Raw genomic sequence first — 12,376 nt, 5'->3', positions numbered from 1 at the left:
TGGCGGGATTTTTTTGTTTTATAACACTCTGGATTAGTCAACAAAGAAAAATGTTTTCTTTTGGTCTTCATCATATACATGAACTGTTTTTGTAACTACTTCCTTGTTTGAAGTCACTTCAAAGGTATAATCACCATTTTCCAGGCTGGTTAAAATATAACCCTTTGAAGCTTCGGCTTTATTAGGCAAAAAGTCTTTTAGTAATATGTGGTTTTCTTTATCGTAAATCCTTACAACTGATTTTCCTTCATCGGCTTTGATAATATTAACCGCTACCCCAAGATTTTTCTTCATGGCTGATACGGTGATAACATCATTAGTTTTGGGGGTATGGTTTTTAGCACTTGCTGCTGTTGTGGCAAAAATGCCGGCGCTTAATAGAAAGAATAATGCTGATAATTTGATTGAATTTTTCATGATCTTTTGATTTTAAATATCGTTTTTGAATTTTGTTTTTAGTTTCAATATTCAAATCAACAACATCTTTCGGCATCAAAAAAATGCAATAGACCATCGTTATATTATTATAGACCAAAAGCCTATTCCACTCGGCAAACACTCATAAACGCACTAACAATCAATCAATTACACATTCATCGCTCAATACGCAGCCTTCATCGGTGTAATTTCAGGCTTCGTCGGTAATAAATGCCCATATCCGTTAATCCATACCAATAGGTGAGCCATCGGGCATGTTCAACACTGCTGCCGGTTGAAACTTATCCGGATTTTTTTCAAACTGACTGATCTGCGACATTCCGAACAACAAATTTGCTTTTCGGAGATCAGTAGCGGTATTTATAGCAGTTTGCATCCATTTCTTCAATTCATCAATTTGCAGCAGGGCAATGCCGCGCACGTTCTCCGGGGCACTGGTGGTAGCAGCAAGAGTCAGGATCTGTTTAAGGGTTAAATTATTTACCAGGCGTTGCAATTCGCCTTTATAGCCTGCTGCCTGTGGTGCTTTCCAGGTTTGGGCCACTAATTTATTCAGCACCGGTAATAAGCCCGGCTGGGTATTATCCCGCGATTGATATTCAATCAATCTTGCCGCCCGCTCTGGTTGCAGCATAAAAGAGAGCGTTGCACCCGCGACAGATTCTGCAGCAGCCATAGGATCAAAGGTTAACCCTGTGTGCGATTTAAAGGTTTCCCTTGTTCGCGGGTACCCTATTGGTCGCGGTGGTATTTTTTCGATCAACTTTTCGGGTAGTGCAAGTGCGTTGGGAGCTATGGTTCCCATTAATGCATCAAATGCTTTCCATTGCTCGGCAGGGGGAACAAACTTAGTAATGGTTTGTCCATCGTTTTTTAAAGCGAAGGTATAATACAAACCGCCCAGCATTTTTGAAGCAGCCTCGGCCTGGAAACGGTGCATCAAGTACATAGGCACCAATACCTCTTCAAGCGTGGCCATTGGCGCATCCTGGCGGATGGCCTTTTCAGAGAAATTATCTAATACATGTTTCCGAAGCACCATCAGCCTATTCAATTCATCAGCAGCATTGGTACCACTATCCCAAAGATGTGCCTGCGGATGCGCGCTACCGGCGGGGCGGGCGTCATCATCGGATATAAATAAGAAGCCTTGTTTAATAGTTTGAGTAACAATACCCTTTAAGGCCTCATCCTCATTGGTGCCTGCCTGGAAATCCTGGTAGCCATAAAGAATAGCGCGTTTATCGTATTCTCCAATCTCTGTGCGGTAAGCTTTACTCAGATCGATGGTGCCGTCAGTATTCAAACTGATCACGGGCGGCGGGTAATCCATTACAGATGCCCTGCCATTTACACTGGCTGTAAAATTATGCTGTAAGCCCAGTGTATGCCCAACCTCATGCGCGGCCAGTTGCCGCAACCGGGCAAGGGCCAGTTTCATCATTTTATCACTAACCGGTTTACCATCTTCATACGGTTGCACCAATCCTTCGGCTATTAAAAAATCCTGCCTGTCGCGCAACGAACCGAGTGATACCTGCCCCTTAATAATTTCGCCGGTACGTGGATCACTAATCCCCTCGCCGTATGACCATCCCCTGGTTGAGCGGTGGATCCATTGAATAATATTGTAACGGATATCCATCGGATCGGCGTCGTCTGGCAGCAACTTCACCTGGAACGCGTTTTTATACCCCGCCGCCTCAAAAGCCTGGTTCCACCAACTGGCCCCTTCTATTAAGGCATTGCGCACAGGCTCGGGCGCTCCACGATCAACATAATATATGATGGGCTTTACCGGTTCACTGATGGTTGCCGTAGGCTCCTTTTTTTGGAGGCGATGCCTTGTCAGTAAACGTTTCATGATTGGCTGATCTATCGGTGTTGCATAATCCATATACTCCACATCATAATAACCCGAGCGCGGATCGAACTTACGCTGTTTATAATTATCATCGGGCAGTTTTATGAACGACTGGTGCATCCTCACCGTAACAGCATTAGGATCAGGCGACACCGAACTAATTTCGGCCCCTTTAGCTTTACCTGCCAATGTAATGGTGGCTTCAAACTCCGAATTATCAGGAAAACTTTTGGTATTGGGCAAGTACACCGCCGAGCGGCTTTCATCAAAGCTAAAGCTGCCTTGATTATTATCATTTAACCTATCAGTAATTTTATGGCTGTCGCGCAGCAAAAAAGGAGTAAAATCAACCAGTACTTTATCGCCATCCTGGGCAAGGGCGGTAAAGCCCCATATGGCCGATTGCGCAAAGGCTTCAGCAACGGATTTACGTTCATCAACATTATCGCTTATAGCCCGGTAACTGTAATTGGGCTGGATCAACAACACCTTAGGACCACTTTTTATAAACTTCACAATCCGGCTGTTACCAATTTGCCCTCGATCGAGCCCCAGGTCGTTTGAACCTACACCCGCAGGTAAGGAGTTCACATAAAGAAACTCCTGGTTCAGTTTATCTATTTCCAAAAAAACCTTCCCTGTCTTGTCATCCCAGTAAAAATTGAAGTAACCTGTATATTTGGTAAAACCTTTGGTTTTGGTTTCAATATCATCTGCCTTTTGCGCTTTTGCGTTAAAACAGGAAAATGAAAGGAGGAATAAGAAGAAGTAGTAGCTTTTTTTCATAGGGGCCGACTTATTAATCAGCCCTAAAATAGGTATAAAAAAAGAAAGGAGGTGAAAATCACCTCCCTCCCATTACCTATATATCAGAAATTATTTCATCCCTTTTTTAATACCTTCAATTTCGGTCAGGTGACCTTTAATAGTAGGCAAGGTTTTTTCTGCAAAAGCTTTCAGGTCGGCATCCTTGCAATTTTTGGCAGCATCTTCAAACAAAGAAATTGTTTTCTTATGGCCGTCAATCATGGCATCTACATACGCCTTATCAAAATCGGCGCCTGGTTTTGCTGCCAGATCGGCTTTCATTTTTTGATGATCTTCATCAGGGGCAGAAGGTAATGTGATGTTTTTAGCTTTAGCAATAGCCATTAACTCTTCATTTACTTTGCTGTGATCGGTTACCATCATTGCGGCAAATGCCTTTACCTTGGCATTCATAGCTTTTTCGCCGGCTAATTGCCCAACAGCTACTTCGGCCATACCACCGTTTGCTGCAGCGGTAGCAAATTTGGCATCATTTTCGTCAACAGCTATACCATGAGCCCCGGTAACACCGGCGGTATCTTTAACTGCCATTGTTGAAGAATCTTTACTTGCGTTTGTACTATCAGCAGCTTCTTTGCTGTCTTTAGCTCCCCCGCATGATTGGAACGATAAGGCTGCAATCGCCAGCATCGTTATTAAACTTAACTTTTTCATAGTGATGATTTATATTGTTTTTATAGTCAACAACTTTCACTACGATAAGTTTTATTTTCTTATTTGTAAAATTACAGACAATATAGTTAAAGAAAATATCATGCTAACTGATAAAATTTCGCGAAAAGCCGAGGGAGGGAGTGACAAATCAGCGAAGACTTACGAAGTTTTAAAAACTTCGTAAGTCTGGCATTCTAAAACTTGTCGTGCTGAACTTGTTTCAGCATCCCACAAAACATGTAACCGTCATGCTGTAGACCTTGCTTATGGGATGCCGAAACAAGTTCGGCAGGACTCAGAGCTTTTTTATTGAAGATTGACCATCCTTTTCACAATCTCATCCGCAGTCAGTTTTTCCTGTACACCACTGGCCATATCTTTAAATGTTAAAAGGCCGCTTTGCATTTCATCACCGCCAATTACAACCGTATAGGGGATGTTTTTGTTATTAGCATAATCCAGTTGCTTTTTGATCTTGGCACCTGCCGGGTAAAGTTCGGTATTTACATTTTGACGGCGGAGTTGTTGTAATAAAGGCAAAGCATAAGTTTCGCCTTCCTTATCAAAGTTACAGATGAGTACCTGTGTGCTTTGGTTTGTTGTCGATGGGAAAAGGTTCAATTCCTCCAATACATCATAGATCCTGTCTGCACCAAAAGAAATACCAACCCCGGTAAGGCCTTTTAAACCAAACATACCTGTAAGATCATCATAACGACCGCCACCGCCGATGCTGCCCATGACTGCCTCGTTAGTTTTCACCTCAAATATGGCGCCTGTGTAATAGTTAAGTCCGCGGGCAAGGGTTATATCCAGTTCAAGCTTTGCCGTTTGTAGCGGGCAGCTTTCGATGTATTTAAAAACAGTTTCTATCTCATCGCAGCCTTTCAGCCCGGTTTCTGAGCCAGCCAAGGCCACACGCAGACTTTGCAGTTTTTCGGTATTAGTGCCTTCCAGTAAAATGACCGGTTTTATTTTTTCTATGTCGGCTTCGGTAAAGCCACGTTCCATGAGCTCTTTGATAACGCCATCCAGGCCTATTTTATCCAGCTTATCAATGGCAACGGTAAGGTCAATGATATTATCGGCCTTATCAATGATCTGGGCTATGCCCGACAGGATTTTGCGGTTATTGATCTTGATGGTAAAATCCTTCAATCCCAATTTGCCTAAAGCCTCATCATATATCAGTACAAACTCTGCTTCGTTCAGTAAAGAGTCGGAACCCACCACGTCGGCATCGCACTGGTAAAATTCGCGGTAACGGCCTCGCTGAGGCCTATCTGCACGCCAAACAGGCTGCACCTGGAAACGTTTGAACGGGAGTGTAATCTCATTCTGGTGCATCACTACGTAGCGGGCGAATGGAACGGTAAGATCATAGCGCAGGGCTTTTTCGGAGATATCCAACGTTATGGCATTGGAGTTAAGCGTAGCCAGTTTCTCGGGTTTTACTTTGGCCAGGTAATCGCCACTGTTCAGCACTTTAAATATCAGCTTATCTCCCTCATCACCGTATTTACCAGTTAGGGTTGATAGGTTTTCCATGGTTGGTGTTTCTATCTGCTGGTAGCCGTATTTACGGAAAACGCTTTTAATAGTATCGAAGATGTAGTTACGTTTCACCATTTCAACAGGTGAAAAATCGCGGGTTCCTTTAGGTACGGATGGTTTAATAGATGCCATGCGGCAAATGTACAAAAAAGAGATTTATGCGCTAACGGCAATCATTTCGGCGTTCCACCGGAACGGGTGGAACATGTGGAGCGGACCGAACACTATTTATGTTGATAGTCAAGGTTCTAAGTTTTTGCTAAATAAAGGGTTGAAACACTGTTCTTTTTGACTATCAATAACTTATATTTTTTAAAGGATTGACCTTTTTATAGATTATAGCGGCATATCCCCTTAAATGACATACTTTTTACCTTACCCCTTCCTGATTACCTGCAGAATAATATATTTTTGAAAACCATGAACATTATCATTCAAACGCCCCGCCTGCTGATACGAGAATTTACTGCTGCCGACGAAGAACTTTCCCTTTTGATGGACGAGGATGAACGCCTTACCCAATATGTAAAAAAGCGTACGCCCGCCGAAAGCAAGCAGGTTTTTAAGGATACTCTTAAAGATTATAAGAACAAAACCGGTCTGGGTCGTTGGGGTATATTTAATGTGGGCGATAATGAGTTTATAGGTGTATGTATGCTAAAACCAAGCGAATCTGACGGTGACAAAATTGAGCTTGGATACCGCCTGCATTTGAAATATTGGGGTCAGGGCATTGCAACCGAACTTGCCAAAGCTTTGATTAATTATGGCTTAAATAAAGTTGGCCTACTGGAGATATGTGCTGTTACCCATCCAAATAATGCTGCATCACAAAAGGTTTTACTTAAAGCTGGTTTTGAGCGCTGGGGAGAGGCTTTCTGGTATGGAGAAGATCTGCCGTTTTTTAGGGTGAGGAAAGCCCTTTAAGGTTCTAAGTCTACTTAGTAGTAATCAAACAACATTGGCCCGCTCATGGCCGCGGGAGGGCCTAGTTACTTTTGTCTTGATACAAAAGTAACCAAAAAATCAAGTCAGCAGAAATGCTTCTTTGCCGCACCGGCCTTTGCTCTGCAAAACGGGCAGAACCTGGGCTGGAATTATTTTGCCCTCACCCAATGCCCAATCCAGGCAAAAACTTCCTATGCCCTACAGCCGCACAACCCACCATCGTTCTGCCCATTTTCGGCCGAAGCTGTTCTGCTGACGCTTCTGGAAAACAAAAGCTTTTGGCTACTAAAACATATATTTTTCCGCTTCCCCGCTGTTTGTGTCCTCACAAACAGCCTGCACAATTGCTTTGGAAGCTGTAGTTTGTGGGGACACAAACTACGGGGGGGGATTGCTTCGTCGTTCGCGACGATTCTAATACTATTCTTTCCCCGCTGTTTGTGTCCTCACAAACAGCCAGCACAATTGCTTTGGAAACTGTAGTTTGTGGGGACCCAAACTACGGGGTAAGATTGCTTCGTGCTTCGCGACGATTCTAATACTATTTTTTCCCCGCTGTTTGCGTCCTCACAAACAGCCGGCACAATTGCTTTGGAAGCTGTAGTTTGTGGGGATACAAACTACGGGGATAAAGTGTTCTTTTTTGCAAAACACGTGAGTTACCTAACAACGTCGATTCTTTATATTATCGGCTCGTCAGCTTCCTGATTAGATCCTTGCAGCCGCCTTCAATCAGCGTAAACACTGGTTCAAACTGGGTATCATCATGGTATGGATCGGGTACTATTTTGTCGCCTAATAATAGCTTTACTTTTTGGGCGTGCCTATCATTGCGGGCCATGTTCAGGATATCATTGAGGTTGTATTTATCCATCACAAATATATGATCGAACTCATCAAAATCACTTTGCCTGAATAAACGACAAACCTGGCTACTGATATCGATACCGTGATTGCGCGCCGTGCGGGTAGCTCGCCTGTCGGGGCCCTCTCCTACATGCCAGTCGCCTGTGCCTGCAGAATCAATTTCCCAGCCAAGTCCTTCCCCATCGCTCAGGTGCTGCATGATCCCTTCCGCCAGCGGCGAACGGCAAATGTTACCGAGGCAAACCATTAGTATTTTCATTGTTTAAGCTTAAAGCAAAAGGCCGAAAGCTCAAAGCTTTTTGCTTTAAGCTTTCAGCCTTCGGCTACAATTAACCAAATATCTGATTAAGCACTCCGGCCAAACGTACTCCTGCTTTTAACAGCTGCTGGTTAAGGATTGCTATATGACTAAAATTGTATTTGTAGTTCAGGTTATCACCTGGTTTAATATCGGCATAAAACTTTTCGGCCAGTTGATTGCTTTCAAAAAGCCATTGGCTTATAGGGTCTTTTTGCAATGTGGCACGTTGCGCGGCCGCAGTGTGGTTTATCCAGGTGGCATACTCGGTATAGCTTAACTGCTGATTATCTATCAGCTGGCTATCCCAAACCGAATGCAGGTTGCTATCCTTGCCAAACCACTGTACTTTAAAATCATTGCCACCCTTATCGCTGGTATGCCCGGTATGGAAGGGCTGGTGTACATCCTCCACAATATGGATCAGCATACGCAGGTATAACAATTTATTGGTTTTGGTGGTCGTTTTTTTCTTGAGTTCGGCAATTAAAAAATTCATTTTGGTGTATGAATCTACGGCGGTATCTGCCTTTAAATAAACTTGCAGCTCGGGATAAGTGTAAGCCTTATCCATATCAATAAAATGCCAGTTGTACAGGTAACTGTAAGCCGGATCCGATTTAATAAAATCGGCCCAGTTGCTGGTAATAGCAATAGACTCATTGCCTAAAATAGCCTGGATAGCTAAGCGTGCTTTTGGAGTTAAATAGCTATCAGCTATTTGGCCGCAAATGCGGTGCCCGTTGGTTCCCCATGCCATGCTTTGCAATGGGATGTAGCATACAGCTACAAAAAGAATGATCTTTTTGAAAAAGTTAGTGCTCATTTTCATAGTGGTTTTGGGATGCAGCTTGTTCTTTTAATTAAACGCGCATTAATGGGTATTACGTTTGATGTACTTGTAAATTCAATTAAAGAATCGGCCTTTTGTTTCACCCTAAAAAACTCTTCGTAATCGCCATAGCGGAAACAGCTTTTCTCATCTTTATAACTGCCATCGGCATTGCAAAACTGACCTTTAAGGTGCAGGGTATCCTGCTTTTGCACATAGGTACCGCGAATGTACTCGGCCCAATGGCCGCTGTTCATGCAGGTATCAGCTCCATAATTTACCTTGCTCACGGTGCTTATCTTCATTAAAAAAGAATCGCAGCTAAATTTCAGGTCGTACAATGAATAAGTTACCAGTCGTTTTTGCGCCGGAACCGAATCCTGCCGCCATTCGCCCTGCAAATATTTAACACCCGTTTTTTGTAAATTGGGGTTCATGGTGCAGGCACTGAGGTAAAAAGCGAAAGGCAAAAGATAAAAGGCTTTTTTAGGGTGAAAGGTAAAAGACAAAAGGCTATAGAGTCTTTTGCTGAAAGTCTTTTTCATTGAGGGCGCTGAAAGAAAATCGTTCAGAGGGTTTGGCATACAATTGCTGTTCAAAAGCAGTAAATCAAAAGCCCTCTCCTTTGGAAGAGGGCTGGGTGAGGCTCTTCTTATAAAGAACCTATCATATTTTCGGGTATCACCCATTGGTCAAACTGTTCGTTGGTTAACAATCCTAAACCAATGGCGGCTTCGCGTAGCGATTTATTTTCCTTTAAAGCTGTTTTGGCAATTTTAGCCGCGTTTTCATAACCGATATGCGGATTAAGCGCGGTTACCAGCATCAATGAATTTTCAAGGTGTTTTTTAATACCGGCGTAGTTTGGTTCGATACCAACCGCGCAATGGTCATTGAAAGATACACATGCATCGCCTATCAATCTTGCCGATTGCAGGAAGTTGGCAGCCATAACCGGTTTAAATACGTTCAGCTCGTAATGCCCGTTTGATCCGCCGATAGAGATGGTTACATCGTTACCCATTACCTGTGCTGCTACCATGGTAACGGCTTCGTTTTGGGTTGGGTTAACCTTGCCCGGCATAATGGACGATCCCGGTTCGTTATCGGGGATATGGATTTCGCCAATACCAGAACGCGGACCAGAAGCCAGCATCCTGATGTCGTTAGCTATCTTCATTAATGATACCGCGATTTGTTTTAAAGCACCATGGCTTTCCACAATGGCATCGTGGGCGGCTAAAGCTTCAAATTTGTTTTCTGCCGTAATAAATGGCAGGCCCGTAAATTGGGCAATATATTCGGCTACCTTAACATCATAACCTTTAGGGGTATTGATACCTGTACCTACAGCAGTACCACCAAGGGCAAGCTCAGAAAGGTGATCTAATGTATTGCGCAGCGCTTTTAAGCCATGATTTAGTTGAGATACGTAACCAGAAAACTCCTGGCCCAGGGTAAGTGGTGTAGCATCCATTAAATGGGTTCTGCCAATTTTCACTACCGATTTAAAAGCTTCAACTTTAGCCTGCAAAGTATCGCGCAGTTTTTCAACACCGGGGATAGTTACATCTACCAGGATCTTGTAAGCAGCAATGTGCATGGCAGTTGGGTAGGTGTCGTTTGATGATTGTGATTTGTTCACGTCATCATTAGGGTGGATAAAGGTTTTGCCCTCGCCCAATTTGTTGCCCTGTAAAACGTGCGACCTATTAGCCACCACCTCGTTCACGTTCATGTTTGATTGTGTGCCCGAGCCTGTTTGCCAGATCACCAGCGGAAACTCTGATGATAATGCACCGGTCAGAATCTCATCGCAAACCTGGGCTATCAGGTCGCGTTTTTCGGCAGATAGTACGCCAAGATCAGTATTGGTATAAGCGGCAGCTTTTTTCAGGTAAGCAAAGGCTTCAATGATCTCTTTAGGCATAGATGCCTCCGGACCAATTTTAAAGTTGTTGCGTGATCTTTCTGTTTGTGCTCCCCAGTATTTATCGGCAGGTACCTGTACCTCGCCCATGGTATCGTGTTCGGTTCTGAAACTCATAGCATTAAATTTTGCAGGGGCAAAGTTATGCTTTTATATGATGTAAGGGAATGGGAAATGGTAATCTTTTTGTGATGGATGGAAGTATATTATCTCTAAAAGATTTCGTCAAAATTCATGCTGTGTCTCAAGAGGCTGTTTAAAAATAAATAAACCTACCGTCATTATAAGGTACTGACCCATCAATATAAAAAAACGTCATTGCGAGGAGGAACGACGAAGCAATCCCCAACTACACAGGGCGAAATTGCAAGCGCACCTGCTTATTGGGGATTGCTTCGTGCCTCGCAATCGACGCGTGGATATGTGCTTCATTCGAAGTATAAAAAAGCTACTAAATCAAATTTAAATAGCCACTAAGTATTTGCCAGCAAGTCAAAATATTCATCGTCTTCATTTTTGCCGCCATATCCTTTTCCTATATGCTTATGGGTATCTAAAAATTCTATTTTACTGATCCATTTTACCATTTTATAACCCAATTGATTTTCTATTCTGAGCCTTAAAGGCGCTCCATGTTTTTCGGGAAGCGTGTGGTAATTCATTTCCCATGCAAGGATAGATTCTGGTTTAAGACAATTATCCAGGCTATGCGTATCATAATAGGTTCCTCCATAAATGCCTTCACCAAAAGAATAAAACACCGCAATTGTTGCAGCAGGATAAGGCTTTACCATATCTATGAGCAGTTTAAGGGGAAGCCGCCCCATTCAGCAATTCCAGACCAGCCCTGGATGCAATGGTGCATCGTTATGTTTTGCTCCAAATTCATTTGTTTCAAATCTTCGAGCGATAGCTCAACCGGGTTTTCAACCAGGCCGCCTATCTTGAGCTTAAAATCTTTAAAATCATTTGCTGCCAGCTTGAGCCATTCATCAGATTCGGGCATCTTGCCGTTTACCCAGAAGTAAGGTGATATATCCTTTTGTTTATAATAAACTTTAGGCTTGAATTTATTGATCGTGTTAAGCCATAAAGTACCGTTGATAGCCGCTTCCGTTTTTTGTAACGAACGGGGCCTTTGCCAGGATATCCAATGTGCCAGGAAACCAAAAGCCACAGTGAATAAAACAATACCAAGCCCAACGTATAATCCTGTATGGCTCATGGGTGCATCTGTATTCACGGTTATGTGGTTCATATTGCGTGTAAATCCTGTTGCTGCAACCATTGCTACATGAATGATGGTAAAGGCAACAAAAGCCAGCATCACCAAAAAATGAACCGAGCGTGCGCCCTGCCTGTTACCAAATAGTTTTGGAATCCAATGGAAACGATTTTCTATAGCGGGAGACATTGACATCCCGCTAAGCATCGCAATGGGAGCTAAAATAAAAACTACGCCGAAGTAAGAAATCTGTTGCAAGGCATTAAAATGATAAAAACCATTTGGCTCAATGGGCATATGAAAGGTTGCGTAGTGTACAAAAACATTCCAGGCATCAGGCAATACCTGCCACGATGTAGGAATTAACCGTTTCCATTGATTGGTAAAAAACATTAGCACAATACATCCCGCACCATTAAACAGAAAAAAAGGCACGGTTATAAAATGCCATGACCGGGCAATTCCTACAGAATGGCGGTAACCAGGCAGTCCGGCTACAGGATTTAAATACCTGCTATCTTCTTTGGCTGTATAAACCCGATCAGCCGGCACCTTTACAGGAGTAAAACGGATCCACTCTGAACTGGGCGAACAGCCACGATTCCAGTACAGGCGGGGATGATCAGCCAGTATGGAAAGTCCGCTCCTGATAATAAGCGCCAAAAAGAAGAAATTAATCCAATGGCTAAGACGAAGCCATCCTGGAAAACCAACAGGATCTGCCGGGGTAATTGCAGGCATAACTATGGAAGGATCGGGTGGCAAACCAAATACCAAAAATTGCAACCAAGCCAGACCGATAGTTAAAAACAAAAAGAAAAAAATAATAACAAGCGCATAGGGATTGATGCCAATAAACATTCGCCTGTCGTCGGGAAAACGGATTGCCCGCTCAGCTTCGTTAAAGTTTGTAAACATTGTTGCCTGTTATTTATTAA

General features: G+C 43.2%; 9 protein-coding genes and 1 pseudogene. 1 reads left to right on the top strand and 9 read right to left on the bottom strand.

The genetic code is table 11. The features are described 5' to 3' along the window. Positions 1-33: 33 nt before the first annotated feature. From AC1DYB_RS06105 to hisS, 4 genes are all read right to left on the bottom strand, one after another. Positions 34-417 carry a hypothetical protein gene (locus AC1DYB_RS06105; protein ID WP_295720996.1) on the bottom strand — a complete coding sequence of 128 codons (384 nt, stop codon included), beginning with the start codon at positions 415-417 and terminating at the stop codon, positions 34-36. A gap of 244 nt (positions 418-661) precedes the next feature. Next, a complete protein-coding gene (locus tag AC1DYB_RS06100) occupies positions 662-3,088 on the bottom strand; it encodes a zinc-dependent metalloprotease (protein ID WP_477433268.1) in 2,427 nt (808 codons plus the stop codon). 90 nt (positions 3,089-3,178) lie between these two features. Beyond that, positions 3,179-3,784: a DUF4142 domain-containing protein gene (locus AC1DYB_RS06095; protein ID WP_295720994.1), complete on the bottom strand. Its 606-nt coding sequence runs from the start codon at positions 3,782-3,784 to the stop codon at positions 3,179-3,181. A gap of 306 nt (positions 3,785-4,090) precedes the next feature. Continuing rightward, a complete protein-coding gene (hisS, locus tag AC1DYB_RS06090) occupies positions 4,091-5,470 on the bottom strand; it encodes a histidine--tRNA ligase (protein WP_477433265.1) in 1,380 nt (459 codons plus the stop codon). A gap of 288 nt (positions 5,471-5,758) precedes the next feature. Here hisS and AC1DYB_RS06085 point away from each other — a divergent pair, with 288 nt between their 5' ends. Beyond that, a complete protein-coding gene (locus AC1DYB_RS06085; RefSeq protein ID WP_477433263.1) occupies positions 5,759-6,265 on the top strand; it encodes a GNAT family N-acetyltransferase in 507 nt (168 codons plus the stop codon). A gap of 706 nt (positions 6,266-6,971) precedes the next feature. On the opposite strand, the gene AC1DYB_RS06080 is transcribed toward AC1DYB_RS06085, so the two are convergent. From AC1DYB_RS06080 to AC1DYB_RS06060, 5 genes and pseudogenes are all read right to left on the bottom strand, one after another. Then, positions 6,972-7,412 carry a low molecular weight protein-tyrosine-phosphatase gene (locus AC1DYB_RS06080; protein WP_477433261.1) on the bottom strand — a complete coding sequence of 147 codons (441 nt, stop codon included), beginning with the start codon at positions 7,410-7,412 and terminating at the stop codon, positions 6,972-6,974. A 70-nt stretch (positions 7,413-7,482) separates the two neighbouring features. Next, positions 7,483-8,277 (bottom strand): S1/P1 nuclease, encoded by a 795-nt coding sequence (locus AC1DYB_RS06075; protein WP_477433259.1) that lies wholly within the window; start codon positions 8,275-8,277, stop codon positions 7,483-7,485. Between the two features lie 2 nt (positions 8,278-8,279). Then, on the bottom strand, positions 8,280-8,828 hold the full coding sequence (locus tag AC1DYB_RS06070; RefSeq protein ID WP_477433257.1) for a fumarate hydratase: 549 nt from the start codon (positions 8,826-8,828) through the stop codon (positions 8,280-8,282). A 107-nt stretch (positions 8,829-8,935) separates the two neighbouring features. Further along, the gene (fumC, locus tag AC1DYB_RS06065; RefSeq protein WP_477433255.1) at positions 8,936-10,330 is read right to left on the bottom strand and encodes a class II fumarate hydratase; all 1,395 of its coding nucleotides are present in this window, start codon (positions 10,328-10,330) and stop codon (positions 8,936-8,938) included. 356 nt (positions 10,331-10,686) lie between these two features. Further along, positions 10,687-12,179: pseudogene (locus AC1DYB_RS06060) on the bottom strand (molybdopterin-dependent oxidoreductase). Between the last annotated feature and the right edge of the window lie 197 nt (positions 12,180-12,376).

It is taken from the genome of Mucilaginibacter sp. P2_A4, assembly GCF_056405015.1.
This window is presented reverse-complemented; position numbering and strand designations above follow the sequence as displayed.

Excerpts from the sequence above, each read along its gene's own strand:
- AC1DYB_RS06105 (WP_295720996.1), bottom strand. The coding sequence starts at position 417 with ATGAAAAATTCAATCAAATTATCAGCATTATTCTTTCTATTAAGCGCC.
- AC1DYB_RS06100 (WP_477433268.1), bottom strand. The coding sequence starts at position 3,088 with ATGAAAAAAAGCTACTACTTCTTCTTATTCCTCCTTTCATTTTCCTGT.
- AC1DYB_RS06095 (WP_295720994.1), bottom strand. The coding sequence starts at position 3,784 with ATGAAAAAGTTAAGTTTAATAACGATGCTGGCGATTGCAGCCTTATCG.
- hisS (WP_477433265.1), bottom strand. The coding sequence starts at position 5,470 with ATGGCATCTATTAAACCATCCGTACCTAAAGGAACCCGCGATTTTTCA.
- AC1DYB_RS06085 (WP_477433263.1), top strand. The coding sequence starts at position 5,759 with ATGAACATTATCATTCAAACGCCCCGCCTGCTGATACGAGAATTTACT.
- AC1DYB_RS06080 (WP_477433261.1), bottom strand. The coding sequence starts at position 7,412 with ATGAAAATACTAATGGTTTGCCTCGGTAACATTTGCCGTTCGCCGCTG.
- AC1DYB_RS06075 (WP_477433259.1), bottom strand. The coding sequence starts at position 8,277 with ATGAGCACTAACTTTTTCAAAAAGATCATTCTTTTTGTAGCTGTATGC.
- AC1DYB_RS06070 (WP_477433257.1), bottom strand. The coding sequence starts at position 8,828 with ATGAAAAAGACTTTCAGCAAAAGACTCTATAGCCTTTTGTCTTTTACC.
- fumC (WP_477433255.1), bottom strand. The coding sequence starts at position 10,330 with ATGAGTTTCAGAACCGAACACGATACCATGGGCGAGGTACAGGTACCT.